Raw genomic sequence first — 26,742 nt, forward strand, 5'->3', positions numbered from 1 at the left:
TTGACATTAAAGTTAACTTTAAGCTTAGCCTGAGGCCTCCCCCACTCCGGAGTCAACTCATGTCACCCTTTGAGCCCTTGCAACTGCCCAATGGCCAGGTCCTCGCCAACCGCATCGCCAAGGCGGCGATGGAAGAGAATATGGCGGACGCCGATCAAGCACCTTCCCGTGAACTCAAGCAGCTTTACACTACCTGGGCGGACGGTGAGCCCGGCCTGCTGCTGACCGGCAATGTGATGATCGACCGCCGCGCCATGACCGGCCCCGGCGGCGTTGCCCTCGAAGACGAACAACACCTGGACAGCTTTCGTGAATGGGCCGACGTGGCCCGCGACAAGGGCGTGCACTTTTGGGTACAGCTCAGTCATCCGGGTCGCCAGACCATGGCCAACCTCGGTCAGCAAGCCCTGGCGCCCTCCGCGATTGCACTGGACCTGGGCAGCTTTTCGAAGATGTTTGCCAAGCCCAAGGCGATGACCGAGGACGACATTCAGGACGTGATCAAACGCTTCGCCACCAGCGCACGCCTGGCCGAGAAAGCCGGGTTCACCGGGGTGCAGATCCACGGCGCGCACGGCTACCTGCTCAGTCAGTTTCTCTCGCCGTTGAGCAACCAGCGCACTGACCGCTGGGGTGGCTCGCTGGAGAACCGCGCGCGCCTGCTGCTGGAGGTGATCCACGCGGTTCGTGCCAGCGTCAGCCCGTCCTTTTGCGTCGGGCTAAAGCTCAACTCGGCGGATTTCCAGCGCGGCGGATTCGCAGAGGCCGATGCTCGCGCAGTGGTGGAAATGCTCAACCCCCTGCCCATCGACCTGCTGGAATTGTCCGGAGGCAGCTACGAAGCGCCGGCCATGCAAGGCGAAGCGCGGGACGGTCGCACCCTGGCCCGTGAAGCCTACTTCCTGGAGTTTGCCAAAGAGCTGGCGACCATCGCCAAGATGCCGCTGATGGTCACCGGCGGCATTCGCCGCCTGCCCATCGTGCAACAGGTGCTGGACAGCGGTATCGCCATGGCCGGCATCGCTACCGCCCTGACCCTGGAACCGCAACTGATCAAACACTGGCACGAGGGGCGCGACCTCAACCCGCAACTCAAACCCGTCAGTTGGCAGCGCAAACCCTTGGCCGCCCTCGCCACCCTGGCCGTGGTGCGTGACCAGATGCGCCGCCTGAGCCGTGGCCGCCTGCCCGATGCCAAGGTCGCCCCCTGGCTGGCGCTGCTGCGCGACCAGTGGTTTATCGCGCGGCGCACCCGGCAATACCGCGCGACCATGACGCAATCTTCACATTAAAGGCGGAGCATTCACCGTGATCGAACTGTCCTCTACTGATCAGCAGCTTTTACCCTCACTGACGATTGGAGTTCTTCATGGCGAAAATCAACCTGGCCCAACAACTGGCGACCACCCTTGAGCAGGCGGGCATCAAGCGCATCTGGGGCCTGACCGGCGACAGCCTCAACGGCCTCACCGATGCGTTGCGCACCATGGACAGCATCGAGTGGATGCACGTTCGCCACGAGGAAGTCGCCGCATTCGCCGCCGGTGCCGAAGCGGCGGCCACCGGTGAATTGACGGTGTGCGCTGGCAGTTGCGGGCCGGGCAACCTGCATTTGATCAATGGCCTGTTCGACTGTCATCGCAACCATGTACCGGTGCTGGCGATCGCGGCCCAGATCCCGTCTTCCGAGATTGGCCTGAACTACTTCCAGGAAACCCACCCCCAGGAGCTGTTCAAGGAGTGCAGCCACTTTATCGAGCTGGTGACCAACCCTGAGCAAATGCCGCACGTGCTGCACCGTGCCATGCGCTCGGCGATCCTCAATCGCGGCGTGGCCGTGGTGGTGATTCCGGGGGATGTGTCATTGCTGGAAGTCGAGAACACGCTCAAGCCCTGGCCGGCCCTGCATGCACCCCGCACCTTGCCAGCGGAACAAGACCTGCAGCGCCTCGGCGAAATCCTCGCCAGCAGCCAGAAAGTCACCCTGCTGTGCGGCAGCGGTTGTGACGGCGCCCATGACCAAGTGGTGGCGCTCGCCGACGCCCTGGGCGCACCGGTCGTACACGCCCTGCGCGGCAAGGAACATGTGGAATGGGACAACCCATTCGACGTGGGCATGACCGGCCTGATCGGTTTCAGCTCCGGCTACCACGCCATGCTCGACTGCGACACGCTGATCATGCTCGGCACTGACTTTCCGTACCGCCAGTTCTACCCCACTGACGCGAAAATCATCCAGATCGACCGCAACCCGCAGGCGCTGGGGCGTCGCGCCACCCTGGACCTGGGCATCGCGGCGGATGTGAGCGAGACCATCGGCGCGCTCCTGCCGCGCCTGACCCGCAAGACCGATCGCAGCTTCCTCGAGACCTCCTTGAAGCACTACGAGAAAGCTCGCCAGGGCCTGGATGACCTGGCGCAACCGTCCAAGGCCGGCCGGCCGATTCACCCGCAATACGTCGCGCGCTTGCTCAGCGAGCTGGCCGACGACGATGCGATCTTCACCGCCGATGTCGGTTCTCCGACCGTGTGGGCGGCGCGCTACCTGAAAATGAACGGCAAGCGCCGCCTGATCGGCTCGTTCAACCACGGCTCGATGGCCAACGCCATGCCCCAGGCCATCGGCGCCCAGGCCGCTTTCCCCGGCCGGCAAGTGATCTCGATGTCGGGCGACGGGGGTTTTGCCATGCTGATGGGCGATTTCATTTCATTGGCGCAACTGAAGTTGCCAGTGAAAGTCATCGTGTTCGATAACTCGTCGCTGGGTTTTGTCGCCATGGAAATGAAAGCGGCCGGCTATCTGGATGCCGGTACCGAGCTGAAAAACCCGGACTTCGCGGCCATGTCCAATGCCATGGGCATCCTGGGGATTCGCGTGGAGCAATCCGAAGACCTGGAACCGGCCCTGCGCCGCGCCCTGGCCCATGATGGCCCGGTGCTGGTGGACGTGGTCACAGCCACGCAAGAGCTGGTGATGCCGCCGAGCATCAAGCTGGAACAGGCCAAGGGCTTCAGCCTGTACATGCTCAAGGCGGTCATGAGTGGACGGGGGGATGAGGTGATCGAGTTGGCGCGGACCAACTGGTTGCGCTGATCCAGTACTGTGAGAGGGGGCAAGCCCCCTCCCACATTGGATAATCAGTGCCGATTCAAGCGCTCTGTTTTTCTACCCATTTGCCGTAGGCATCGATAAACGCCTGCAGGAACGGCTTGGTCTTTTCCGATACCGCGCCAGCGTCATCGAACACATTGCCAGCCCCACCCAGATAGGCTTCCGGCTGCTGCATGCACGGCACATCGAGAAACACCAGGGACTGGCGCAGATGGTGGTTGGCGCCAAACCCGCCAATTGCCCCTGGCGAGACGCTGATGATCGCCCCCGGCTTGCCGCTCCAGGCACTTTGCCCGTAAGGGCGCGAACCCACGTCAATCGCATTCTTCAACGGGGCGGGCACGGAACGGTTGTATTCCGGGGTTACGAACAGCACCGCGTCGGATGAACGTACCTGTTGACGGAAAGTACTGTAGGCTGCGGGCGGTGATGCCCCGTCGATGTCCTCGTTGTAGAGCGGCAAATCGCCAATTTCGACAATTTTCAATGTGAGGTTGGCTGGGGCCAGTTCGGCCAAGGCCAAGGCGACCTTGCGGTTGATCGACTCTTTTCTCAAGCTGCCAACCAGGACGGCAATCGTGTAGACCTTGCTCATTGAGGTTTTCCCGACGTCTGACTAAAGGAGCTTGTAGTTATAGAGTCTTCGCGGCGGGTTCACCAGAGGGTTTTGATAATCCCCAGGCGTTTGCCTCGTAGCTCCTTACGTAGGACGCATCTGAAAACATCAGCGAATAGTATTTTTTTTCAATAGGTAAACTACCCCGCTCTACGACGGTCTACAGAACCGAAAATCGAGTGTTTATCTCCAGAGGTTCTAAACAGATGGCAGCAGTATTAGTCGGACAGTTTCATGCCAGAGACGCAGAAGGACGTGTGTATTCGGTGCATGAGTTCCAGGAATCCAACCCGGCGCAAGGCGACCTGGCTGGCTCGGCACCCACCACCACCTACAAGCTGGCCATTGGCGACCGTGTAGAGAAACTGGAAGGCGATGAATTCAAACTGATCCAGTCGGGGACCATTATCGTCCGCGAATCGCAAACCACCCTCGCCTCATAAGATTGATCACCCGAGCGTACCTGCTCAGTCCTGGCCATTGACGGCATTGACTGGGCCGGGCGATCACGGACGGCGAATCTCCGTCACTTCAATCCCCTGATCCCCCTCGATCTGCTTGAGCGTCACCATCAGTTGCCCTTTCTCGCCCTCAACGGCATACATCAAGCGCTGGTAGCCCGGCGAGCCGTACGCGGGATACGCCACCACCTGCCGCACCAGCGTGACGCCCAATATCGCCCCGACTTGTTCGCTCACCTGTTCCTGGGAACGGATAAAGGCAACCCGTGCAAGGCTTTCGGGCGTGGCGTCATCGTGATTACTGAAAAGATAAGCGGCCACGCACCCCACGGTCACCAGGACCAGCAGTTGCCTGGCCGTTACCCCGAGGAATTTCGTGGGCATCGGCATTTGAGACCAGACCTGTTTTTGTTGTAAGTACCGGGTAACCGGCATTGGTCGTTAGTGATCAGACGAGCCATTCTAATCAGGTCGATGGGTAATGCCAGATGAATCAGTTGTCTCCGTAGGTAATATCCTTGTTATCCCCGACACCGCCCAATGTCCGGTCCTTGCCGAATGAGAACAGATCGAACGAGACCTGGGGCTGGCTCGGCGGAAAGTGGTACTGATAGGCAACCCCCCAGGGATCGTTCAGCAGATCCTCGTCGATGTAAGGGCCCTTCCACTTCACCTCGCCTGCAGGCTGCTGGACAAGCACCTCCAGGCCTTCCTTATCCGTCGGGTAGCGCCCCGTGTCGTTATGAAACTGTTCGACAGCCTTGCCCAACTCGGCGACCTGGGCCTTGGCCGTGGCAATTTCCATCAGGGTCACCTCCCCAAACAGCCGCGGCCCCAACGCCAGGGCCAGCAAGCCGATGATGACCAGTACTACCAGCACCGCCCACCGCGTAAAGCCGCGATGGGTGCGCAAATTGCCGACTGCGATTGCTACAGGCATCGTGAGCCCCCCCTTGTCTCTCGGTTGATACGCTCGTTATATGACCTGCTTGTTGCAGTTGCGCAAGGCCAACGTTAGTCGACGCGAATCAACGTTCACGCTGTTTTTTGACAGGCCATTGAATCCCTGCACGGCTGACCCTAGACTCCGGCCATGCGTTTACGTCATATCGAAGTGATTCAGGCTATCTTGCAGACCGGACACCTCGGCACGGCCGCCGAATGGTTGCAACTCCCCGTGGGCGATGTGGACGCCACGCTCAAGGATGCCGAGCAGCAAATGGGTTTCATGCTGTTTGCCAGTGTACGCGGGCGTCTGCAGGCAACCCGGGAAACCCTGGAACTGCAGGCCGAAATCGCCCACCTCTATGAAGCGCTGGAGCCCATACAACGCCTGGCCAGCCGCCTGAAGCACCATCACGCCCCCACACTGCGCGCCCTGTGCACTCCGCCGCTGGCCAACCAACTGTTGCCGCAAAGCATCGCGGTGCTGCGCCGCCGCTTCCAGGACACGCCGTGCAACCTCTCGAGCCAGCCGACTCGGGAGATTGTCAGGAGCCTGTTGCTGCATGAAGCCGATGTGGGCCTGAGCCTGCATGACCCGGAACACCCACAAATCCAAAGCACCGTATTGGCCCAGGGCAAGCTGCAACTGCTCGCGCCCCATGGCTGGCTGAAACCCAAGCAGAAGTACATTGCGCTACAGGACCTGGCCGGGCAGTCGATGATCGGGCTGGAAGGCCAGGACCCGCTGAGCCGCCTGCTGGACGCCAAGCTGCAAGCCTTGCGCCCGCTGCCGGTGGTGCAGACGCGGGTACAGACCTACCAGATGATGCGCAGCATGGTGGAGGCCGGTGAAGGCCTGGCGATTGTCGATCCGTTCACCGCATTCGGTGCGCGGGAGGCCGGGCTCGATACCTGCCCGGTGTCGCCGCCGATCCTGGTCAACCTGTACGCACTGACACTCAGGGATGGCGCAACCTCACCGGCGTTGAATGCATTGCTGGAGATTGTCACGCAGAAAGCCGAAGGCCTTCTCTCTGGCGAGGCAAAACCCCTGTAGGCGCGAGCTTGCGCGCGAAGACCTGCAACGCTGGCGCAGGCAGTCAGGCTTAACGCGACGCCGGTGTGTTTTTCGCGAGCACGTTCGCGCCTACTGCTTGAACAACCGGTACCAGAAAATCGCCACCTCCCGGGTTTGTGGGTCGATGCCGCGATAACGCAGGTGGTCGATTCCGCCCATCACGTACCCACAGCGCTCGTACAGCCGGCAGGCACCGAGGTTGTTGTTCTGGGTTTCGAGCATCATGCCCGGCAGGTTTTTCTTGCGGCTCCAGAACTGCGCCACGTCCAGCAGGGCCTTGGCCACCCCATGACGGCGGGCGGGCAAGGCCACCGCCAACTCGTCGACATGGGCAAAGCCATTCCAATTGGTACTGACCACGATATGCCCCACCGCACGGTCATCCAGGAAGGCCATGAAGATCGCGCTGTCCGGCGCATCGCGAAAGCTGGCGAACTCTTCCGGGTCGATGCCATAGCACTTGCGGTACGGCAAGATACGCTCCACGGCCCATTGATCGACCCGCTTGCCCATCTCGGGCACACCATAGGCGCTGACCTCAAAACTGAAATCATTGCCCCATACGTAGGCATCGAAGCCTTCGTCGGCGACCCGCACACTGAGCCCTGGATACTTCGGGTTCATTACAGCTTGCATAAACATCCTTAACCCTTGATGCAATCGACGGTGTAACAACGGCCGTTGCCGTCATCTTCGTGTTGCAATCCATGAACATCCGCGACAAACCCAGGGAAACTGCTATCAAATGTCCGGGCAAACGCCAGGTAGTCGATGATCGATCGCGTCGATTCGGTAAAACGCTCGCCCGGCATAATCAATGGAATACCCGGCGGATAAGGCACCAGCATCACGGCTGCGATGCGCCCTGGCAAGGCATCAATGGAAACCGCCTCCACTTCCCCCTTCACCAATTGGTCGTAGGCGTCGGCCGGTTTCATCGCGATTTCCGGCAACACCGTGTACATCCTCTTGAGGTGCCTGGCAGTGGCATTGCTACGGTAACAGGCGTGCAATTGATCGCACAGGTCGCGCAAACCCAGGCCTTGATAACGGGCGGGGCCTTGGGCAAACACCGAGGGCAGGCAACTGGCCAGGCTGATGTTGGCGTCGTAGCTGCGCTTGAACTCCAACAATTCGGTGAGCAAGGTACTCCATTTGCCTTTGGTGATCCCCATGGAAAACAGGACCAGGAACGAATACAAACCGGTCTTCTCCACCACCAGCCCACGCTCCCAGAGAAACTTGCTGACCACGGCTGCCGGGATCCCGCAGTCGCTCAACGCGCCACCGGCGTTGAGGCCGGGCATGACCAATGTCACTTTGATCGGGTCCAGCAATACGTAATCTTCAGCCACGTCACCAAAACCGTGCCAATCATCCTCAGGCTGCAACAGCCAATCCGCCGTGGCGACGCGATCGATACCCGCTACCGAGGGCGGCTGCCAGATGGAAAACCACCAGTCCTCGGCTGCAATATGCTGGCGCAGGTTGGCCAGGGCACGTCGGAAGCTCAGGGCCTCGTCAAACATTTCCTGCAACAGCGAGCGCCCTGCGGGCCCCTCCATCATCGCCGACGCCACGTCCAGCGAGGCGATGATGCTGTACTGCGGCGAAGTGGAGATATGCATCATGAACGCTTCATTGAAACGGTCGCGGTCCAACTGCCGTGCGCCGCCGTCCTGCACATGAATCATCGAGGCCTGGCTGAACGCCGCCAGCAATTTATGCGTGGAGTGAGTGGTAAACACCAGCGGGCTGTCGGGGGTTCGCGAAGTGCCCATGCCGTAGCGCCCGGCGAAAAACTCGTGAAACGCCGCGTAGGCGTACCAGGCTTCGTCAAAGTGCAGCACCTCGACACTCCCGCCCAATTGCTGCTTGATCAGCTCGGCGTTGTAGCACAGGCCGTCGTAGGTGGAGTTGGTGACCACAGCCAGCTTCACTTTCGCTGGGCGGCCACGGGTCAGCGGGCTGGCGTCGATCTTGGCGCGGATCGACGCGGGGCTGAATTCGCTGAGGGGGATCGGGCCGATGATGCCCAGTTCGTTGCGCTCCGGGCACAGGTATAGAGGGATGGCACCGGTCATGATGATCGAATGCAACACCGACTTGTGGCAGTTGCGATCCACCAGCACCAGGTCATCGCGACCGACCATCGAATGCCAGACGATCTTGTTGGCGGTCGACGTGCCGTTAATCACGAAGAACGTGTGATCGGCGCCAAAGTTGCGCGCGGCGCGGGCTTCGGCTTCGGCCAAGGGCCCGGTGTGATCCAGCAGCGAACCCAGCTCCGGCACCGAGACAGAAAGGTCCGAACGCAGGGTGTTTTCCCCAAAGAACTGATGGAACGCCTGCCCTACAGGGCTCTTGCGATAGGCCACGCCGCCGCCATGGCCTGGCGTGTGCCAGGAGTAATTGGAGTCGGCGGTGTGCTGCACCAGGGCTTTGAAGAACGGCGGCAACAGGCCATCCAGGTAAGTACGCGCCGCGCGCGCGACCTGACGGGCCAGAAACGGCACGGTGTCTTCAAACAGGTAAAGGATGCCGCGCAGTTGATTGAGCTCACTCATCGCATCGGCCGGTGCATTTTCCAGGGTGACTTGCTCGCCCAGGGCAAAGATCGGCAGGTTGGGCGCCCTCACCCGCGCCAGGCGGATCAGCTCGACCATGTTTTGCAGCAAGTGGGTATTTTCCCCGGCGCCTTCGGCAGCAATCAGCATGCATGCCAGGCCGTGATGGGTAGACGCCACCAGCCGGCCTTCGGCGTAGTCCACCGCGGAAAAGATACTGAACCCCTCTTGTTCCAACTCTCTGGCGATGCCTCGAACCCGGTCACCGGCAACGGTGTCGGCCTTGATGTCGCGGTGCACGATAAGGACGGGAAACTTCAGGTCTTTATACATGAGGGCTTGTAGTCCTGAGGGCTATGCACTCAAGGGTAGAAGCTCGGGGACGATCTTGCGAACGTCCTGTGCGGGAGCGAGCAAGCCCGCGCCTACATCAGCTGGGTCCACAACGCCGGCGCACCCGCCGACTTTGCAATCGCTTCCAGCCGCGCCGCGTGCTCGGCCAGGTCCTGCTCGCTGGCGCGGATGATTGGGGTTGGCTTGCGATCGGCCGGCAGACGGCGGATTTCCGAAGGGCGGTTGCCCGAGCCTTCCGCCGAACCGGCACCATCGGAGGCGTTGCCAGCCAGGGACAGGCTGGTCTGCCCGCCGGTCATGGTCAGGTAAACGTCGGCGAGAATCTCGGAGTCGAGCAACGCGCCGTGCAGTTCACGGCCGGAGTTGTCGACGCCATAGCGTTTGCACAAGGCATCGAGGCTGTTGCGCTGCCCAGGATGACGCTCACGGGCCATCATCAAGGTGTCGAGGATCGTGCAATGCCGGGAAATATCCGCACGGTCCGTCTGCCCCATCAGGGCAAATTCGTTATTGATGAAGCCGATGTCGAACGCCGCGTTATGGATGATCAGCTGTGCGCCGTTGATGAACTCGAAGAATTCATCGGCCACTTCGGCGAAACGCGGCTTGCCCTTGAGGAATTCATCGGTGATGCCGTGGACGCCAATCGCGCCTTCGTCACTTTCCCGGTCCGGTTGCAGGTACACATGGAAGTGGCGACCGGTGAGGCGACGACCCATGAGTTCGACACAGCCGATTTCAATGATCCGGTGGCCGTCGGTCACCGGCATGCCGGTGGTTTCGGTATCGAGTACAACAGATCGGATGGCCATCAGGGTTCAGCTCTCAACGGTGTGGTATGCAGTGTGGTGTGAGTCAACGTGGGCGATGTTAACACGTCAGCCAGCCTCAACTCTGCTTGTAGCCGCGCACTTCATCGACACCACGGTTGGCCAGTTGGTCGGCGCGTTCGTTGCCATGATGGCCGATGTGCCCACGCACCCATTTCCAGGTAATGTTATGGCGATTGCATTGCTCATCCAGCAATTGCCAGAGGTCGGCATTTTTCACCGGCTCCTTGGCGGCGGTCTTCCAGCCACGCTTCTTCCAGTTGACCATCCATTCGTTGATGCCCTTCATAACGTATTGCGAGTCGGTCACCAGCAGCACGTCGCAACGACGCTTGAGTTCTTCCAGCCCACGGATGGCGCCCATCAGCTCCATGCGGTTATTGGTGGTGTTGGCTTCGCCGCCCCACAGTTCCTTCTCCACGCCCTTGCACACCAGCAAGGCGCCCCAGCCACCGGGACCGGGGTTGCCCTTGCAGGCGCCATCGGTGAAGAGTTCTACGCTATCGGTCATCGGTTGCATCCATCAAGACGGGCTGCCGGCCATCGGCCGACAGTATCCCGAGGCCGAGTGACCCGGCCTGAAATCAAAAAAGAGTTTTACGGTTCGCTTTGCTTGCGATTGACCTTGGCCATCGGCATCGGCACCAGCTTGCCCATGGGCTGGCGTAGCACCTGGCGTACCGGGCGCAGCCCCACCACGATCTTGCGCGCCACCAATAAATAGAAGCCGCCACCCGACAATTGCCAGGCACCCGCCCGACGTTCCCAGCCGGCCAGGCGGCCCTGCCACTTGGTCGACGCCAGCGGCGGACGATAGCACCCGAAGCGGCGTTTCTCCAGCGCAAAGCCCAGCAGGTTCAGCCAGTCACCCACCCGTGACGGCGAGATACAGCGTGCCTGGCGCAGCCCGTCATGGGCGAATACATGCCGCAGGCCCCAGCTGCTCCAGGGGTTGATCCCGATAATCAGCAAATGGCCGCCTGGACGCACGGCGCTGGCGGCTTCACGCAGCAGGCCGTGGGGCGACAGGCAGAAATCCAGGCCATGCTGCAACACCACCACATCGGCGGCGTGCTCGCTCAACGGCCAGGCCTGTTCCTCGCAGACAATCTCCACCCCCGGCAACGGCGCGCCCAGGCGTACATTGCGTTGCACCTGCGGCGCGGCAGGCGGCGTCTGGGCCGAGGGACCGTAATGCACCAGGTAACCACCAAAGAACCGCCCCAGCTCGTCCTCGAGCATGCGCCGTTCCTCGTCCAGCAAAAATTGCCCGATCGGACCCGACAGCCACTCCCGGGCTGCGCTGATCAGGGCCAGCCATTCAGGATCGGCCTGGGCGAACGCTTTATCAGTCATTGCATTCTCCAACTCGCCTAGACGTTCTAAGATGCACCAATGTGTTCAGCTTGGCGAATCAAAGAATGATACAGATCAGTGCCCTACCCGCCTTCACCGACAACTACATCTGGCTGTTGCAGGACCCACATACCCACCGTTGCGCCGTGGTCGACCCCGGCGATGCCGCTCCCGTACTGGCCTGGCTCAAGCAGAACCCCGAGTGGCACCTCAGCGATATCCTGGTCACCCACCATCACCATGATCATGTCGGCGGCGTGGAGCAGATCAAACGTGTGACCGGCGCCAAGGTCTATGGCCCGGCCAACGAGCAGATCCCGGCGCGGGACGTCGACCTGCACGATAACGACCGCATCAGCGTACTGGGCTGGGATTTCGACGTGTATGCCGTGCCTGGCCATACCCTGGGGCACATCGCGTTTTATCACCCGGGCGTGCTGCTGTGTGGCGATACCCTGTTCGCCGCCGGCTGCGGTCGCCTGTTCGAAGGCACACCCGAGCAGATGCACGCCTCGCTTGAGCGCCTGGCGGCCCTGCCCGCCGACACGTTGGTGTACTGCACCCACGAATACACACAAAGCAACCTCAAGTTTGCCCAGGCCGTGGAACCGCACAACCGCGATATCGCCGAACGAGTGGAAAGCGTCAACCAACTGCGCGCCCGTGGCGAGATCACACTGCCTTCCAACCTGGCCCTGGAAAAGCGTACCAACCCCTTCCTGCGCACCTCTGAAACATCCGTTAAACAAAAAGCGGACGAACGGAATGGTCGCGACAACCGCTCTGGGGCCGAGGTATTTGCTAGCTTGAGGGCATGGAAAGATAAGTTCTAAGCCAACGCAATCTGATACGTAATTTCTGAATGGTTGACCGGAACCAAAGCGCTTTCTAGAATCGCCCGACATTTTTGCCCGGAACTTACTTCCAGCCAATGTCGTCATCTACTCGTAAATCCAACCATTCAGACGCATTGACCCGCCTGGCTCAAGCCGTGGCGGTGGCTGTCTCCGCAACTCTGGCGGGCTGCCAATCGACAAATTTCGCTGCACAATCCACCGTGCAACCCAAACCGAATCTTGCTGCCAAGATCAAGCAAAAACCTATCTGGCTTTCAGAGAAGCCCAGCCCCGAAGCCCCCCAGGATGTCTGGGAGCGCATGCGCCGGGGCTTTCAATTGCAGGACGGCCTGGGCGTCAACCCGCGCATCGAACAGCAACGCCTGTGGTTCGCGAGCAACCCTTCCTTCCTGGAGAACGCCGGCGAACGCGGCAGTCTCTACATTCACTACATCGTCGAACGCCTTGAAGAACGCAACATGCCCCTGGAACTGGCGTTGCTGCCAGTGATTGAAAGTGCCTACAACCCAATGGCCTATTCGCGCAGCGATGCGGTTGGCTTGTGGCAGTTCATTCCCTCCACCGGGCGCTACTTCAACCTGCGCCAGACCCGCGCCTACGACGGCCGCCGCGACATCACCGCCTCCACCACCGCCGCCCTGGACTACCTGACGCGCCTGCATGACATGTTCAACGGCGACTGGCTGCTGGCCCTGGCGGCGTATAACGCCGGCGAAGGCACGGTAAGCCGGGCCATCGAGCGCAACGAAAAGCTCGGTTTGCCGACGGACTACTGGAACCTGCCCCTGCCCCAGGAAACCAAGGACTACGTGCCCAAGTTCCTGGCGCTGTCCCAGGTGGTGCTGGCCCCGGAGGCCTACGGCGTCAACCTGAACCCGATCGCCAACACGCCGTATTTCGAAGTGGTTGAGGTCAAGCAAAGCATGGACCTGTCCCGGGTCGCGGCACTGGCCGAGATCGACGAAGACGAACTGTTCCAGCTCAACCCGGCGCTCAAGCAACGCACCACCCTGGATGGCCCGCAGCATCTGCTGGTACCCAGTTCGAAGGCACAATTGCTCACCAGCACGCTTTCGACGATGAAGCCGGAAGAATTGCTGGCGATGCGCCCTAAGAAGCAGGTGTTCGACGAAGTCGAGAGCACACGGGTGGCCGGCCGTACCCGCACCTACAAGGTACGCACGGGCGACAACCTGACGCTGATCGCCAAGGCCAACAAGGTCGACGTACACGACCTGCAACGCTGGAACAAGCTCAATGGCCAGCAGCTCAAGGTCGGCCAGACCCTGGTGATGCAGGACACCCGCAAGCTGGTGGCCAAGGCCGACAGCAAGAAGCCCGTGCAATACAAGGTCAAGAAAGGCGACTCGCTGTACATCGTCGCCAAGCGCTTCAACGTCGAGATGCAACATCTCAAGCGCTGGAACCCACGCACTGGCCAGGCGCTGAAGCCGGGGCAGATGCTGGTGGTTTCCGGGCCGCGCTGATACCTCAAGAACACTGTAGAACCAATGTGGGAGGGGGCTTGCCCCCGATAGCAGTGTGTCAGCCACCAGATTCATTGGCTGATCCACCGATATCGGAGGCAAGCCCCCTCCCACATTGGTTCTCCAGTGTTTCCAACCGGCTTTTTCCAACCGGAACAAGCTGTTACTGTACCGAGCTTAAAGCCCAAGCCGCCTGGATCGGATCTCTGACTTGAAGCGACCCCTCCTTCTACTAATAAGTCTGGCCTTGAGCTTTGCTGCGAATGCGACGATTACCGAGAGTCACGGTTACACGCAGTTCGGCACGCTCAAGTACCCAGCAAAATTCACCCACTTCGATTGGGTAAACCCCGCAGCGCCGAAAGGCGGGACGTTGCGGGTCATGGCTTTTGGTACGTTCGATACCCTCAACCCCTACACCTTCAAGGGCTCAAGCCCGGTCTCCACGCCCAACTTCCTGCAATACGGCGTCAATGAGCTGAACGAGCCATTGATGGTCGGCACTGGCCAATACGCGCCATCCGGCGATGAGCCCACCTCCAGCTACGGCCTGATTGCCCAATCGGTGGAGTACAGCGAGGACCGCAGTTGGGTGGTGTTCAACCTGCGCCCCCAGGCACGCTTCCACGATGGCAAGCCAATCACTGCCTATGACGTGGCGTTTTCCTATCGCACCCTGCTGACCGAAGGCCACCCGCAGTACCGCACCAACCTGCAGGAAGTGGCGCGGGTCGACATCCTCAATCGTCACCGCATCCGCTTCGTGTTCAAGCGCGCCGGCAACCCATTGCTGATCCTGCGCCTGGGCGAGTTACCGGTGCTGCCCCAGCACTACTGGAAAAATCGGGATTTCAAGGCCACCACCTTCGAGCCACCGCTGGGCAGCGGGCCGTACCGCATCAGCAAGGTCACCCCCGGGCGACAACTGGTGTTCGAGCGGGTCAAGGACTACTGGGGCAAGGACCTGCCGGTCAACCAGGGCTTCTATAACTTCGACAAGGTCGAAGTCGAGTTCTACCGCGACAGCGACGTGGCCTTCGAAGCGTTCAAGGCCGGCGAGTTCGATATCTATATCGAACACCAGGCCAAGAACTGGGCGAATGGCTACAACTTCCCGGCTGTCAACCGCGGCGACGTGATCAAGGCGCAGATCGCCCACCAGATCCCGACCCAAAGCCAGGGCCTGTTCATGAACACCCGGCGCCAGACCTTCAGCCAGACCAAGGTGCGCGAAGCCCTGGGGCTGATGTTCGACTTCGAATGGACCAACCGAACGTTGTTCAGCAGTGCCTACAAACGCACCTTGAGTTACTACCCCAACAGCGAATTCTCGGCCACCGGCGTTCCGGTCGGGCATGAATGGCTGATGCTCTCGCCCTACCGCGACCAGTTGCCAGCCAACCTGTTGACCCAACCGTTCAGCCTGCCCCAGACCGATGGTCGCGGGATCCCGCGCGAGACCCTGCGCCGTGCCCTGGCCCTGCTCGGCGAAGCCGGCTGGAAGCTGTCCGGCCAACGATTGCTCAACAAGGACGGCCAACCGCTGCGCTTTGAAATCCTGCTGGTCAACCCGAACCTGGAGCGCATCCTGCAGCCCTATGTCGAGAACCTGATCAGTGTCGGCATCGATGCACGCCTGCGCACGGTTGACCGAGCGCAATACAAGCAACGCCTCGATCAGTTCGACTTCGACATGATCCTGATCACCCTCAACCAGACCCTCAGCCCCGGCCTCGAACAGTGGCAGTACTTCCACTCCAGCCAGGCGACGATCAAGGGCAGCAAGAACTACGCAGGCATCGCCAACCCGGTGGTCGACCATCTGCTGGAACAACTGCTGGCCGCGCAGACCCGCGAAGAACAACTGGCCGCCGGCCGGGCCCTGGACCGGGTCCTGCTCTGGCAGCACTACAGCATTCCCAACTGGTACCTCAACTATCATCGCTTGGCGTACCGCAACCGGTTCGCCTTTGTCACCACGCCGCCCTATACCCTGGGCCTGAGCGCGTGGTGGCTGAAAGCTTCGGAGAAAGCCCAATGATGTCTTTGCGTACTGCACTGCTCGGCAGCCTGTTGCTGTGCACTGCGGCCAATGCCGCCCCGCAACATGCGCTGACCCTCTACAACGAACCACCCAAATACCCCGCCGACTTCAAGCACTTCGACTACGTCAACCCGGATGCGCCCAAAGGCGGTACTTTCCGCGAGTCCGCGATGGGCGGTTTCGACAGCCTCAACCCCTACATCAGCAAGGGCGTGCCAGCGGACAACCTGCCGCTGATCTACGACACCCTGGCCATGCAAAGCCTGGATGAGCCCATCACCGAATACGGCCTGGTGGCCGGCAAGATCGAGAAGGCCCCGGACAACAGCTGGGTACGTTTCTACCTGCGCCCGGAAGCGCGCTTCCACGATGGCCACCCGATCCGCGCCGAAGACGTGGTGTTCACCTTCCAGGCCCTGATAAAAGACGGCTCGCCGCTCTACCGCACCTACTACGCCGATGTCGACGAAGTGGTCGCCGAAGACCCGCTGCGCGTGCTGTTCAAGTTCAAGCGCACCAACAACCGCGAATTGCCGCTGATCCTCGGCCAATTGCCGGTATTGCCCAAACATTGGTGGGCGACCCGCGACTTCACCAAGGGCAACCTGGAAATTCCGCTGGGCAGCGGGCCGTACAAGGTGGCAGAGGTCAAGGCCGGGCGCATGATTCGCTATGAGCGGGTCAAGGACTACTGGGCCAAGGACCTGCCGGTCACCAAAGGCTTCTACAACTTCGATAACCGCATCACCGACTATTACCGCGACAGCACGGTATCCCTGGAAGCGTTGAAGGCCGGGCAGTTCGACTACTGGCTGGAGTTCAGCGCAAAGAACTGGGCCAACGCCTACAACATTCCCGCAGTGGCCGAGGGTCGGTTGATCAAGGAAGAAATCCCCAACGGCAACCCCACCGGCATGCAGGGCTTCGTGTTCAACACGCGCAAGCCCATGTTCCAGGACGTGCGCGTACGCAAGGCCATCAGCCTGTTGCTGGACTTCGAGTGGAGCAACAAACAGCTGTTCAATGGGGCTTACACCCGTACCCGCAGCTACTTCGAAAACTCGGAAATGGCGGCCACCGGCTTGCCCGGCCCGGACGAACTGGCGATCCTCGAACCGCTGCGCGGCAAGATCCCAGCCGAAGTCTTCACCCAGGCGTTCGAACCGCCCAAAACCGACGGCAGCGGCATGATCCGCGCCCAACAGCGCGAGGCTTACCAGCTGTTGCAGGAGGCCGGCTGGCGTATCGTCGACGACAAGATGGTCGACACCACGGGCAAACCGGTGACCATCGAGTTCCTGCTGGCCCAGACTGAATTCGAGCGTATCCTGCTGCCGTTCAAGCGCAACCTGGCAGACCTGGGCATCGACCTGGTGATCCGCCGGGTCGACGTCTCCCAGTTCGTCAACCGTATCCGCTCGCGGGATTTCGACATGCTGGTGGGCAGCTTTCCGCAGTCCACTTCACCTGGCAACGAACAGCGCGAATTCTGGAAATCCTCCAGCGCCGACAAGCCCGGCAGCCGCAACTACATGGGACTCAAGGACCCGGCCGTCGACCAACTGGTGGAAGCGTTGATCGACGCCGACTCGCGCAAAAGCCTGATCGCCCACGCCAAGGCGTTGGATCGCGTGCTCCAGTTCGGCTACTACGTGATCCCCAATTGGCACATCAAGACCTTCCGCGTGGCGTACTGGGACCATCTTGGCCACCCGAAAGTCTCGCCGCGCTATGACGTCGGCACCTCGACCTGGTGGGCCAAACCCGACAAAAAACCTGCGATCCCCCTGAATACGAGCGCCGATCCGGCGAGCGGAGGCGATTAAATGCTGGCCTACATTGTTCGCCGCCTGTTGCTGATTATCCCCACGCTGTTCGGGATCCTGCTGATCAACTTCATCATTATCCAGGCCGCCCCAGGCGGCCCGGTGGAGCAGATGATCGCCAAGCTCGAAGGCTTTGAAGGCGCTACCAGCCGCATTGCCGGCGGTGGTGCGGAGGTGTCGGTTGCCGGCTCCAGCAGCTACCGCGGCGCCCAGGGCCTGGACCCGGCGCTGATCAAGGAAATCGAAAAGATGTACGGCTTCGACAAGTCGGCGCCGGAACGCTTGTGGATCATGGTCAAGAACTACGCCCGGCTGGACTTTGGCGACAGTTTCTTCCGTGACGCCAAGGTCATCGACCTGATCAAGGAAAAAATGCCGGTGTCCATCTCCCTCGGGTTGTGGAGCACGCTGATCATGTACCTGGTGTCGATCCCCCTGGGGATCGCCAAGGCCACGCGCCATGGCAGCCACTTCGACGTGTGGACCAGCTCGGCCATCATCGTCGGCTACGCGATCCCGGCGTTCCTGTTTGCGATCCTGCTGATCGTGGTGTTTGCCGGCGGCAGTTACTTCGACTGGTTCCCCCTGCGCGGGCTGACCTCCAACAACTTTGACGAACTGAGCTGGGGCGGCAAGATCCTCGATTATTTCTGGCACCTGGCATTGCCGATTACGGCCCTGGTGATCGGCAACTTCGCCACCATGACCCTGCTGACCAAGAACAGTTTCCTCGACGAAATCAACAAACAGTACGTGGTCACCGCCAAGGCCAAGGGGCTGACCAACCACCGTGTGCTCTATGGCCACGTGTTCCGTAACGCCATGCTGCTGGTGATCGCCGGCTTCCCGTCGGCGTTTATCGGGATTTTCTTCACCGGCTCCTTGCTGGTGGAAGTGATCTTCTCCCTCGACGGCCTGGGCCTGATGAGTTTTGAAGCGGCGATCAATCGCGATTACCCGGTGGTCTTCGGCACGCTGTTTATCTTCACCCTGCTCGGGCTGGTGGTGAAACTGATCGGCGACCTCACCTACACCCTGGTCGATCCGCGCATCGACTTCGCCAGCCGGGAGCATTGAGATGAACCTATCCCCCCTCAATCGCCGCCGGTTCGAGCGGTTCAAGGCCAATAAACGTGGCTGGTGGTCGCTGTGGCTGTTCCTGATCCTGTTCGTGTTGAGCCTGGGCGCCGAGTTGATCGCCAACGACAAACCGCTGGCGGTCCATTACGACGGCGACTGGTACTTCCCGGCACTCAAGCGCTACCCGGAGACCACCTTCGGCGGTGAATTCCCCCTGGAGGCCAACTACAAGAGCCCGTATATCCAGGAACTGCTCAAGACCAAGGACGCCTGGACACTGTGGGCGCCAATCCCCTTCAGTTACCAGAGCATCAACTACGACCTGAAAGTCCCCGCCCCCGCGCCCCCCTCGTCGATGAACCTGTTGGGCACCGATGACCAGGGCCGCGACGTGCTGGCGCGGGTGATCTACGGCTTCCGCGTGTCGGTGCTGTTCGCCCTGACCCTCACCGTGCTCAGCTCGATCATCGGCGTGATCGCCGGGGCCCTGCAGGGCTTCTATGGCGGCTGGGTCGACCTGGCCGGGCAACGCTTCCTGGAGATATGGTCCGGCTTGCCGGTGCTGTACCTGCTGATCATCCTCGCCAGCTTCGTGCAGCCGAACTTCTGGTGGCTGTTGGGGATCATGCTGCTGTTCTCCTGGATGAGCCTGGTGGACGTGGTACGCGCCGAGTTCCTGCGTGGGCGCAACCTCGAATACGTACGCGCGGCCCGAGCGCTGGGCATGCAGAATGGCGCGATCATGTTCCGCCATATCCTGCCCAATGCCATGGTCTCGACCATGACCTTCATGCCGTTCATCCTCACCGGCGCCATCGGCACCCTCACCGCCCTGGACTTCCTCGGGTTCGGCCTGCCGGCCGGTTCGCCGTCCCTGGGGGAACTGGTGGCCCAGGGCAAGTCCAACCTGCAGGCACCGTGGCTGGGCATGAGCGCGTTTGCCGTGCTGGCAATCATGCTGAGTTTGCTGGTGTTTATCGGCGAGTCCGCTCGCGATGCCTTCGACCCGAGGAAATGAGATGAATCAGGACAATCTGATCGAAATCCGCGACCTCTCCGTCGAGTTCGTCACGGGCGAGCATCACCACCGCGTGGTCAACAACGTCAGCTTCGATATCAAGCGCGGCGAGACCCTGGCGCTGGTCGGCGAAAGCGGCTCCGGCAAATCGGTGACCGCCCACTCGATCCTGCGCCTGCTGCCCTACCCGCTGGCACGGCATCCGTCCGGCACCATCAAGTATTCCGACCAGGACCTGCTGACCCTCAAGGAAAAAACCATCCGGCACATTCGCGGTAACCGTATCGCGATGATCTTCCAGGAGCCGATGACCTCGCTCAACCCCCTGCATTGCATCGAGAAACAGATCAACGAAGTGCTCGGCCTGCACAAGGGGCTGACCGGCAAGGTCGCCACCCGACGCACCCTGGAACTGCTCGAACTGGTGGGCATCCCCGAGCCGCACAAGCGCCTCAAGGCCCTGCCCCATGAACTCTCCGGCGGCCAGCGCCAACGGGTGATGATCGCCATGGCCCTGGCCAATGAACCGGAGTTGTTGATTGCGGACGAGCCGACCACGGCCCTCGACGTCACGGTGCAGTTGAAGATCCTTGAACTGCTCAAGGAGTTGCAGGCACGGCTGGGCATGGCCTTGCTGCTGATCAGCCACGACTTGAACCTGGTGCGGCGCATCGCCCATCGCGTGTGTGTGATGCAGCAGGGTTGTATTGTCGAGCAGGCCGATTGCGAGACGCTGTTCCAATCGCCCCAGCACCCCTACACCCAGGAATTGCTCGCCGCCGAACCCAGCGGCGGACCGGCCAGCACGGCGATCGGGCCACCCTTGCTGGAGGTCGACGACCTCAAGGTGTGGTTCCCGATCAAGAAAGGCTTTTTGCGCAACACCGTCGATTACGTCAAGGCGGTGGACGGCATCAACTTCAGCCTGCCCCAGGGCCAGACCCTGGGCATCGTCGGCGAAAGCGGCTCGGGCAAATCCACCCTGGGCCTGGCGATTCTGCGCTTGATCGCCAGCAAAGGCGGGATTCGCTTCGAAGGCCAGCAACTGGACACGCTCAGCCAACAGCAAGTGCGCCCATTGCGCCGGGAAATGCAGGTGGTGTTCCAGGACCCATTCGGCAGCCTGAGCCCGCGCATGTGCGTCAGCGAGATCGTCGGCGAAGGCTTGCGCATCCACAAGATGGGCACGCCTGCGGAGCAGGAGGCGGCGATTATCGCGGCGCTCAAGGAAGTCGGGTTGGACCCGGACTCTCGGCATCGGTATCCCCATGAATTCTCGGGGGGCCAGCGTCAACGCATCGCCATCGCCCGCGCATTGGTGCTCAAGCCACGCCTGATTTTGCTGGATGAGCCGACGTCGGCACTGGACCGAACGGTGCAGCGGCAGGTGGTGGAGTTGTTGCGTAGTTTGCAGGCCAAGTACAACCTGACGTATCTGTTTATCAGCCATGACTTGGCGGTGGTGAAAGCGCTGAGCCATCAGTTGATGGTGGTCAAGCATGGGCAGGTGGTGGAACAGGGGGAGGCGTCGGCGATTTTTGCTGAGCCGCAGCATGCTTATACGCGGCAGCTTTTGGAGGCGGCGTTTTTGGTTTGACTGGGGGGGGGATTGCGGTTGCTGTGGTAATGGTTACTGGCGGGTTGGTGTACATATCCGTTGCTGCGGTAACGGCGGCTGGCGGTTCCGCCCTTACGGCGGGTCACTTTTGGAAAAGAGCCCCAAAAGTAACCAAAAGGGCTCCTGCCCCACCACTCGGTGCCTCGCCTAGGCTCGGCATGCCCTCACTCCGGCTTGAATCCGTGGGCCGCCGTCATGGGCCATCCCTGGCCCAGGACGGCTAACCCGGCGTCCTGCCGGGTTACCCACGGATTCAAGCCTGCGTTCGGCCAGCGTGGTTTAACGGGGCGCCTAAGATCAAGATCAAAAGCCAGAGCAAAAGCAGAGCAAAGCCAGAGCAAAAGCAGGATGAAGTCTACCTACCCCATGGAGATCTCTGACCTATACAGATCCAAATGTGAGAGGGGGCTTGCCCCCGATGGCGCCGGGTCAGTCAACAAATAAGTGACTGACACTCCCTCATCGGGGGCAAGCCCCCTCCCACACTTAACCGAGTACACCAGGCACAACTCCGGTCGGTTCCAAGACAGCAAAAGACAGAGCAAAACCAGGCCGAGGTCTACCTGACCTATGGAGATCTCTGACCTGTGGAGATCCAAATGTGGGAGGGGGCTTGCCCCCGATAGCGCCGGGTCAGTCAAACAAATAAGTGGCTGACACTCCCTCATCGGGGGCAAGCCCCCTCCCACATTTTTGACCGAGTACACCCGGCACAACACCGGTCGGCTATAAGGCCGCCGCGCTTTGGCTTTTGATCTTCGGCGCCCCGTTAAACCACGCTGGCCGAACGCAGGCTTTGGAGCGTGGGTAACCCGGCAGGACGCCGGGTTAGCCGTCCTGGGCCAGGGATGGCCCATGACGGCGGCCCACGCTCCAAAGCCGGAGTGAGGGCACACCGAGCCTAAGCGAGGTGCCGAGTGGTGGGGCACAGACCTTTTGGTTACTTTTGGGGCGTTTGCCAAAAGTGACCCGCTGTAAGAGCGGAACCATAGGTGGCCGTTACCGCAGCAACGGATATGCCCCCAAACCTCCAACCCACCCACCAAGAGAACACCACCCCAAGGGAACTTTGCCAACAAATAACCACCTGAATCCGGTACGCTCACCTTTTTATTCAAGGAGTTACTCCCATGGCCAAAGCCACTGCCCGTCACATCCTGGTTGCCACTGAAGACAAGTGCAACGAACTCAAGGCCCAAATCGAAGGCGGCGCCGATTTCGCAGAAATCGCCAAAGCCAACTCCACCTGCCCGTCCAGCCGCCAAGGCGGCGACCTGGGTTCGTTCGGTCCAGGCCAGATGGTCAAGGAATTCGACACCGTCGTGTTCAGCGCCCCGGTCAACACCGTGCAAGGCCCGGTGAAAACCCAGTTCGGTTATCACCTGCTGGAAGTGACCAGCCGTCAGGACTGATCCCGTCCGCGCTGATGCTTGAAACAACGGCCCGCCTTTTTGGTGGGCCGTTGTGCATGGGATGACTGGCGATGCCCTGGCCGTTAGCGTACAAATCCCTATTCTTCTTCACCCGGCGCTCAAGGCTGATAATGCGACTGGCTTTTTCGACTCTGTTTGGCTCCGCCCTGGCCCTGCTGCTGGCCAGCACGGCCGTGATCGCGGCCCCGCAAACCTACCTGACGGTGTACGGCGAACCGGCCAAGTACGCTGCCGGCTTCACCCATTTCGACTACGCCAACCCCAACGCGCCCAAGGGCGGCAGCCTGCGGCGCTCGGCGATCGAGATCGGGCGTTTCGACCATGTGCTGCCCTATATCGACAAAGGTATCGGCGTGTCCCAGATCGACGGCTGGCTGTATTCGCCCCTGGCCCTGCGCTCCCTCGACGAGCCCTACACGGTCTATGGCCTGGTGGCCGAAAAGATGGAACGGGCCGACGACGGCCTGTCGTTGCGTTTCTACCTCAACCCCAAGGCGCGCTTTGCCGATGGCAAGCCGATCACCGCCGAAGACGTGCGCTACAGCTTCGATTTGCTGATGACCCAGGGCAGCCTGCGCTTTCGCACCCTGTTCGCAGACGTGAAACATGTCGAAGTCGAAGGCGAGCGCCAGGTGCGTTTCGATTTTTCCAGCAATGAAAACCGCACCCTGCCCCTGGATATCGCCACCCTGCCGGTGTTCCCCGAGCACTGGTGGAAGACCCGCGACTTCGCCAATGGCGGCGGCTACGAAGCGCCACTGGGCAGCGGCCCGTACAAGGTCGGCAAGATCGACTCGGGCAGCACCATTACCTTTACCCGTAACCCAGACTGGTGGGGCAAGGACCTGCCCGTCAGCCGCGGCCTGTACAACTTCGATCACCTGAGCCTGGAATACTTCGGCGACACCGAAGTGGCGCGCCAGGTATTGCGCGGCGGCGCCTATGACTTCAACCGCGAATTCTCCGCCACCGGTTACTCCATCGGCTACAACGGCCCGGCCCTGGATGACGGGCGCCTGCAACGTGCACACCTGGCCAAGGAAATGCCGCAACCGGCCCAGGGCTATGTGTTCAACGTGCAGAAACCGATGTTCAAGGACCGCCGCGTGCGCCAGGCCCTGGCGATGCTCTGGGATTTCGAATGGGCCAACCGGCAGATGATGCGCAACCTGTACATCCGCCAGCAGAGCTACTTTTCCAATAGCCCGCTGGCTGCCAGCCAGTTGCCCACCCAGGAAGAACTGAAAATCCTCGAACCGCTGCGCGGCCAGGTGCCCGACGAAGTGTTCACCCAGGTGTTCAAGGCGCCGGTCACCGACGGCAGCGGCATGATCCGCGACAAGCAACTGCAAGCCCTGGCCCTGTTGGAAGAGGCCGGCTGGAAGCCCGAAGGCGACAAATTGGTCAACGCCGAAGGCGAGCCGCTGGAGTTCACCTTCCTCAATGCCCAGGCCGGCCTGGAACGCCTGTTGCTGCCCTACAAGCGCAACCTGGCGCAGATCGGCATCACCCTGAATATCCGCCGCATCGACTCCTCGCAGTACGTCAACCGCCTGATGACCCGCGACTACGACATGATCGTCACCGGTTTCCCGGTCACCACCTCGCCGGGGATGGAGCTGTACAACTACTTCGGCTCCAGCGCTGCGTTCGACCCGGGCGCGAACAACTACATGGTGCTCAAGGACCCGGCCGTCGACACGCTGATCAAGGGCCTGGTCAAGGCCGACACCCAGGCGCAGATGCTCACGTATGCCCACGCCCTGGACCGCGTGCTGCAATGGAATTACCTGTGGATTCCCAACTACTACCCGCCCGGCACCTCTGCCGCGTGGTGGAACCGCTTCGGGCGCCCGGCCATCGAGGCCAAGAACGACGAGGCCTTGGAAACCTGGTGGGAAATCAGCCCCACGCCACTGACGAATGAACAGATGAATGCCGAGCTGAAAAAACGCGGGGGGACGCGCTGATGTTTGCCTATATCGTGCGGCGCCTGCTGCTGATCATCCCAACCCTGGTGATCATCCTGTTGGTGAATTTCGTGATCGTACAGGCGGCGCCCGGTGGCCCGGTGGAACAGGCCATTGCCCACCTGCAAGGCATCGGCGGCGGTGCCGTCGGGGGTTCCTCCGGCGAAGGCCTCAGCAGCGGCTCGCGGGCCAGCCGTGGCCTGGACCCGAAACTGATCAAGGACATCGAGAAACAGTACGGCTTCGACAAGCCAGCCCCGGAACGCCTGTGGTTGATGCTCAAGAGCTACGCCCAGCTGGATTTCGGCAACAGCTTCTTCCGGGGTTCAACGGTGATCGACCTGATCCTAGAAAAGATGCCGGTGACCATCTCCCTCGGCCTATGGGCCACGCTGATCACCTACCTGGTGTCGATCCCCCTGGGCATTCGCAAGGCGGTGCGCCATGGCAGCAACTTCGATGTGTGGAGCAGCACCGCCATCGTCATCGGCTATGCCATGCCCGCGTTCCTGTTTGCCATGTTCCTGATCGTGGTCTTCGCCGGCGGCACGTCGCTGAACTGGTTCCCGGTACGGGGCCTGGTCTCGGAAAACTTCGACGAGCTGAGCACCGTGGGCAAGATCGCCGACTACTTCTGGCACCTGGTATTGCCGGTCACGTCACTGGTGATCGGCGGGTTTGCCACCTTGACCATCCTGACCAAGAACTCGTTTCTCAATGAAATCACACGCCAGTATGTGGTCACCGCCCGTGCCAAGGGCCTGAGCGAACGCCGCGTGCTGTACGGCCATGTGTTTCGCAATGCGATGCTGCTGGTGATCTCCGGGATTCCCCAGGCGTTTATCAGCGTGTTCTTTGCCGGCTCGCTGCTGATCGAGGTGATTTTTTCCCTCGACGGGCTCGGGCGCATGAGCTACGAAGCCGCCGTGTCCCGCGACTATCCGGTGGTGTTCGGTTCGCTGTTCATCTTCACCCTGTTCGGTCTCTTGATAAAACTGATCGGCGACCTCTGCTACACCCTGGTGGACCCGCGTATCGACTTCGCCGCGAGGAACGCCTGATGCTCAACCTGTCTCCCGTGGCCCGTCGACGCTTCGAGCGGTTCAAGCAGAACCGGCGCGGCTGGTGGTCGCTGTGGCTGTTCATCGGCCTGTTTATCCTGACCCTGGGCGGCGAGTTGATCGCCAACGACAAGCCCCTGGTGCTCAGCTACAAAAACGAGCTGTATTTCCCGGTGTTCAAACGCTACACCGAGCAGCAGTTCGGTGGCCAACTGCCGTTCCAGGCCGACTACCGCAGCGACTACGTACAGAAGCTGATCAAGCAGGACGGCGGCTGGATGCTGTTCCCACCGATCCCGTTCAGCGACGACACGCCCAACTACGAGCTGACCCGCCCTGCCCCGAGCCCGCCCTCGGCGGTGAACTGGCTGGGCACCGACGATCAATCGCGCGATGTGCTGGCTCGGGTGATCTTTGGCGCACGGGTGTCGATCCTGTTTGCCCTGGCGCTCACGGCGATCAGCGCGAGCATCGGCATCGCCGCCGGCGCCTTGCAGGGTTACTACGGCGGCTGGGTCGACTTGCTTGGCCAGCGCATCCTCGAAGTCTGGTCCGGGCTGCCGGTGCTGTACCTGCTGATCATCCTGTCGGGCTTTGTCGAACCGAATTTCTGGTGGCTGCTGGGGATCATGGCGCTGTTTTCCTGGCTGGCCCTGGTGGACGTGGTGCGCGCCGAGTTCCTGCGCGGGCGCAACCTGGAGTACGTCAAGGCCGCACGGGCATTGGGCCTGGGCGACGGCAAGATCATCCGCCGGCATATCCTGCCCAACGCGATGACCGCCACCCTGAGCTACCTGCCGTTTATCTTGACCGGGGCGATCTCCACCTTGAGCGCCCTGGACTTCCTCGGCTTCGGCATGCCGGCCGGCAGCGCGTCGCTGGGTGAGTTGATCGCCCAGGGCAAGCAGAACCTGCAAGCGCCGTGGCTCGGCTTGACGGCGTTTTTCACCTTGGCGCTGATCCTGTCGCTGCTGGTCTTTATCGGCGAGGCATTACGTGATGCCTTCGACCCCCGTTCATGAGTGACTG

General features: G+C 61.1%; 23 protein-coding genes. 15 read left to right on the forward strand and 8 right to left on the reverse strand.

Translation table 11 applies throughout. The features are described 5' to 3' along the window. Positions 1–59: 59 nt before the first annotated feature. Both P2T68_RS21280 and poxB read left to right on the forward strand, forming a co-directional pair. On the forward strand, positions 60–1,292 hold the full coding sequence (locus P2T68_RS21280; protein WP_193690565.1) for an NADH:flavin oxidoreductase/NADH oxidase family protein: 1,233 nt from the start codon (positions 60–62) through the stop codon (positions 1,290–1,292). Between the two features lie 77 nt (positions 1,293–1,369). Then, positions 1,370–3,094, forward strand: a complete 1,725-nt coding sequence (gene poxB / locus P2T68_RS21285; RefSeq protein ID WP_277378249.1) for a ubiquinone-dependent pyruvate dehydrogenase — start codon at positions 1,370–1,372, stop codon at positions 3,092–3,094. Between the two features lie 55 nt (positions 3,095–3,149). Here poxB and P2T68_RS21290 read toward each other — a convergent pair whose 3' ends face one another. Next, positions 3,150–3,707 carry an NAD(P)H-dependent oxidoreductase gene (locus tag P2T68_RS21290; protein WP_024075114.1) on the reverse strand — a complete coding sequence of 186 codons (558 nt, stop codon included), beginning with the start codon at positions 3,705–3,707 and terminating at the stop codon, positions 3,150–3,152. A 227-nt stretch (positions 3,708–3,934) separates the two neighbouring features. Between P2T68_RS21290 and P2T68_RS21295 the strand changes: the two genes are divergently transcribed. After that, positions 3,935–4,171, forward strand: coding sequence for a hypothetical protein (locus P2T68_RS21295; protein ID WP_027606489.1), 237 nt, complete (start codon positions 3,935–3,937; stop codon positions 4,169–4,171). Positions 4,172–4,234: 63 nt separating this feature from the next. Here the strand turns inward: P2T68_RS21295 and P2T68_RS21300 are convergent, their stop codons facing one another. Both P2T68_RS21300 and gspG read right to left on the reverse strand, forming a co-directional pair. Beyond that, positions 4,235–4,579 (reverse strand): hypothetical protein, encoded by a 345-nt coding sequence (locus tag P2T68_RS21300; RefSeq protein ID WP_041161183.1) that lies wholly within the window; start codon positions 4,577–4,579, stop codon positions 4,235–4,237. Positions 4,580–4,682: 103 nt separating this feature from the next. Further along, a complete protein-coding gene (gene gspG / locus P2T68_RS21305; protein WP_024075111.1) occupies positions 4,683–5,129 on the reverse strand; it encodes a type II secretion system major pseudopilin GspG in 447 nt (148 codons plus the stop codon). 153 nt (positions 5,130–5,282) lie between these two features. Between gspG and P2T68_RS21310 the strand changes: the two genes are divergently transcribed. Next, positions 5,283–6,191, forward strand: a complete 909-nt coding sequence (locus P2T68_RS21310; RefSeq protein WP_069075858.1) for a LysR substrate-binding domain-containing protein — start codon at positions 5,283–5,285, stop codon at positions 6,189–6,191. Positions 6,192–6,281: 90 nt separating this feature from the next. On the opposite strand, the gene P2T68_RS21315 is transcribed toward P2T68_RS21310, so the two are convergent. From P2T68_RS21315 to P2T68_RS21335, 5 genes are all read right to left on the reverse strand, one after another. Next, entirely contained in the window at positions 6,282–6,836 is a 555-nt protein-coding gene (locus P2T68_RS21315; RefSeq protein WP_041160917.1) for a GNAT family N-acetyltransferase, read from the reverse strand. A gap of 20 nt (positions 6,837–6,856) precedes the next feature. Beyond that, positions 6,857–9,112 carry an Orn/Lys/Arg decarboxylase N-terminal domain-containing protein gene (locus tag P2T68_RS21320; protein WP_024075108.1) on the reverse strand — a complete coding sequence of 752 codons (2,256 nt, stop codon included), beginning with the start codon at positions 9,110–9,112 and terminating at the stop codon, positions 6,857–6,859. Between the two features lie 92 nt (positions 9,113–9,204). After that, positions 9,205–9,939, reverse strand: coding sequence for a DNA polymerase III subunit epsilon (dnaQ, locus tag P2T68_RS21325; protein WP_168233117.1), 735 nt, complete (start codon positions 9,937–9,939; stop codon positions 9,205–9,207). An 82-nt stretch (positions 9,940–10,021) separates the two neighbouring features. Continuing rightward, entirely contained in the window at positions 10,022–10,474 is a 453-nt protein-coding gene (gene rnhA, locus P2T68_RS21330) for a ribonuclease HI (protein WP_069075857.1), read from the reverse strand. Between the two features lie 86 nt (positions 10,475–10,560). Further along, on the reverse strand, positions 10,561–11,319 hold the full coding sequence (locus P2T68_RS21335) for a methyltransferase domain-containing protein (protein ID WP_024075105.1): 759 nt from the start codon (positions 11,317–11,319) through the stop codon (positions 10,561–10,563). A gap of 65 nt (positions 11,320–11,384) precedes the next feature. Between P2T68_RS21335 and gloB the strand changes: the two genes are divergently transcribed. From gloB to P2T68_RS21390, 11 genes are all read left to right on the forward strand, one after another. After that, positions 11,385–12,152: a hydroxyacylglutathione hydrolase gene (gene gloB / locus P2T68_RS21340; protein WP_024075104.1), complete on the forward strand. Its 768-nt coding sequence runs from the start codon at positions 11,385–11,387 to the stop codon at positions 12,150–12,152. 98 nt (positions 12,153–12,250) lie between these two features. Further along, positions 12,251–13,663 carry a lytic transglycosylase domain-containing protein gene (locus tag P2T68_RS21345; RefSeq protein ID WP_069075856.1) on the forward strand — a complete coding sequence of 471 codons (1,413 nt, stop codon included), beginning with the start codon at positions 12,251–12,253 and terminating at the stop codon, positions 13,661–13,663. Between the two features lie 211 nt (positions 13,664–13,874). Further along, positions 13,875–15,704 carry an extracellular solute-binding protein gene (locus tag P2T68_RS21350; protein ID WP_024075102.1) on the forward strand — a complete coding sequence of 610 codons (1,830 nt, stop codon included), beginning with the start codon at positions 13,875–13,877 and terminating at the stop codon, positions 15,702–15,704. Next, positions 15,701–17,533, forward strand: a complete 1,833-nt coding sequence (locus P2T68_RS21355) for an extracellular solute-binding protein (protein ID WP_277378250.1) — start codon at positions 15,701–15,703, stop codon at positions 17,531–17,533. Before P2T68_RS21350 ends, P2T68_RS21355 begins: the two co-directional genes overlap by 4 nt. Next, positions 17,534–18,610 (forward strand): microcin C ABC transporter permease YejB, encoded by a 1,077-nt coding sequence (locus P2T68_RS21360; RefSeq protein ID WP_024075100.1) that lies wholly within the window; start codon positions 17,534–17,536, stop codon positions 18,608–18,610. 1 nt (position 18,611) lies between these two features. After that, on the forward strand, positions 18,612–19,631 hold the full coding sequence (locus P2T68_RS21365) for an ABC transporter permease (RefSeq protein WP_024075099.1): 1,020 nt from the start codon (positions 18,612–18,614) through the stop codon (positions 19,629–19,631). A gap of 1 nt (position 19,632) precedes the next feature. Beyond that, positions 19,633–21,228 (forward strand): ABC transporter ATP-binding protein, encoded by a 1,596-nt coding sequence (locus P2T68_RS21370; RefSeq protein ID WP_150294002.1) that lies wholly within the window; start codon positions 19,633–19,635, stop codon positions 21,226–21,228. Positions 21,229–22,379: 1,151 nt separating this feature from the next. Beyond that, complete coding sequence (locus P2T68_RS21375; protein ID WP_069075821.1) at positions 22,380–22,661, forward strand: peptidylprolyl isomerase; 282 nt, start codon at positions 22,380–22,382, stop codon at positions 22,659–22,661. Between the two features lie 131 nt (positions 22,662–22,792). After that, positions 22,793–24,652 carry an extracellular solute-binding protein gene (locus P2T68_RS21380; protein WP_168233101.1) on the forward strand — a complete coding sequence of 620 codons (1,860 nt, stop codon included), beginning with the start codon at positions 22,793–22,795 and terminating at the stop codon, positions 24,650–24,652. Continuing rightward, positions 24,652–25,713: a microcin C ABC transporter permease YejB gene (locus P2T68_RS21385; RefSeq protein ID WP_024075094.1), complete on the forward strand. Its 1,062-nt coding sequence runs from the start codon at positions 24,652–24,654 to the stop codon at positions 25,711–25,713. Before P2T68_RS21380 ends, P2T68_RS21385 begins: the two co-directional genes overlap by 1 nt. Further along, positions 25,713–26,735 carry an ABC transporter permease gene (locus tag P2T68_RS21390; RefSeq protein WP_024075093.1) on the forward strand — a complete coding sequence of 341 codons (1,023 nt, stop codon included), beginning with the start codon at positions 25,713–25,715 and terminating at the stop codon, positions 26,733–26,735. Before P2T68_RS21385 ends, P2T68_RS21390 begins: the two co-directional genes overlap by 1 nt. Positions 26,736–26,742 lie beyond the last annotated feature (7 nt).

Source organism: Pseudomonas sp. G11, assembly GCF_029457515.1.
In the GTDB taxonomy this organism is placed as follows: domain Bacteria; phylum Pseudomonadota; class Gammaproteobacteria; order Pseudomonadales; family Pseudomonadaceae; genus Aquipseudomonas; species Aquipseudomonas gorinensis.

Bases quoted from the DNA above. Each gene is read 5' to 3' on its own strand.
- rnhA (WP_069075857.1), bottom strand. From the start codon at position 10,474: ATGACCGATAGCGTAGAACTCTTCACCGATGGCGCCTGCAAGGGCAAC.
- poxB (WP_277378249.1), top strand. From the start codon at position 1,370: ATGGCGAAAATCAACCTGGCCCAACAACTGGCGACCACCCTTGAGCAG.
- P2T68_RS21365 (WP_024075099.1), top strand. From the start codon at position 18,612: ATGAACCTATCCCCCCTCAATCGCCGCCGGTTCGAGCGGTTCAAGGCC.
- gspG (WP_024075111.1), bottom strand. From the start codon at position 5,129: ATGCCTGTAGCAATCGCAGTCGGCAATTTGCGCACCCATCGCGGCTTT.
- P2T68_RS21370 (WP_150294002.1), top strand. From the start codon at position 19,633: ATGAATCAGGACAATCTGATCGAAATCCGCGACCTCTCCGTCGAGTTC.
- P2T68_RS21320 (WP_024075108.1), bottom strand. From the start codon at position 9,112: ATGTATAAAGACCTGAAGTTTCCCGTCCTTATCGTGCACCGCGACATC.
- P2T68_RS21300 (WP_041161183.1), bottom strand. From the start codon at position 4,579: ATGCCGATGCCCACGAAATTCCTCGGGGTAACGGCCAGGCAACTGCTG.
- P2T68_RS21390 (WP_024075093.1), top strand. From the start codon at position 25,713: ATGCTCAACCTGTCTCCCGTGGCCCGTCGACGCTTCGAGCGGTTCAAG.
- P2T68_RS21310 (WP_069075858.1), top strand. From the start codon at position 5,283: ATGCGTTTACGTCATATCGAAGTGATTCAGGCTATCTTGCAGACCGGA.
- gloB (WP_024075104.1), top strand. From the start codon at position 11,385: ATGATACAGATCAGTGCCCTACCCGCCTTCACCGACAACTACATCTGG.
- P2T68_RS21280 (WP_193690565.1), top strand. From the start codon at position 60: ATGTCACCCTTTGAGCCCTTGCAACTGCCCAATGGCCAGGTCCTCGCC.
- P2T68_RS21335 (WP_024075105.1), bottom strand. From the start codon at position 11,319: ATGACTGATAAAGCGTTCGCCCAGGCCGATCCTGAATGGCTGGCCCTG.
- P2T68_RS21295 (WP_027606489.1), top strand. From the start codon at position 3,935: ATGGCAGCAGTATTAGTCGGACAGTTTCATGCCAGAGACGCAGAAGGA.
- P2T68_RS21380 (WP_168233101.1), top strand. From the start codon at position 22,793: ATGCGACTGGCTTTTTCGACTCTGTTTGGCTCCGCCCTGGCCCTGCTG.
- P2T68_RS21315 (WP_041160917.1), bottom strand. From the start codon at position 6,836: ATGAACCCGAAGTATCCAGGGCTCAGTGTGCGGGTCGCCGACGAAGGC.
- P2T68_RS21385 (WP_024075094.1), top strand. From the start codon at position 24,652: ATGTTTGCCTATATCGTGCGGCGCCTGCTGCTGATCATCCCAACCCTG.
- P2T68_RS21345 (WP_069075856.1), top strand. From the start codon at position 12,251: ATGTCGTCATCTACTCGTAAATCCAACCATTCAGACGCATTGACCCGC.
- P2T68_RS21360 (WP_024075100.1), top strand. From the start codon at position 17,534: ATGCTGGCCTACATTGTTCGCCGCCTGTTGCTGATTATCCCCACGCTG.
- P2T68_RS21355 (WP_277378250.1), top strand. From the start codon at position 15,701: ATGATGTCTTTGCGTACTGCACTGCTCGGCAGCCTGTTGCTGTGCACT.
- P2T68_RS21375 (WP_069075821.1), top strand. From the start codon at position 22,380: ATGGCCAAAGCCACTGCCCGTCACATCCTGGTTGCCACTGAAGACAAG.
- P2T68_RS21290 (WP_024075114.1), bottom strand. From the start codon at position 3,707: ATGAGCAAGGTCTACACGATTGCCGTCCTGGTTGGCAGCTTGAGAAAA.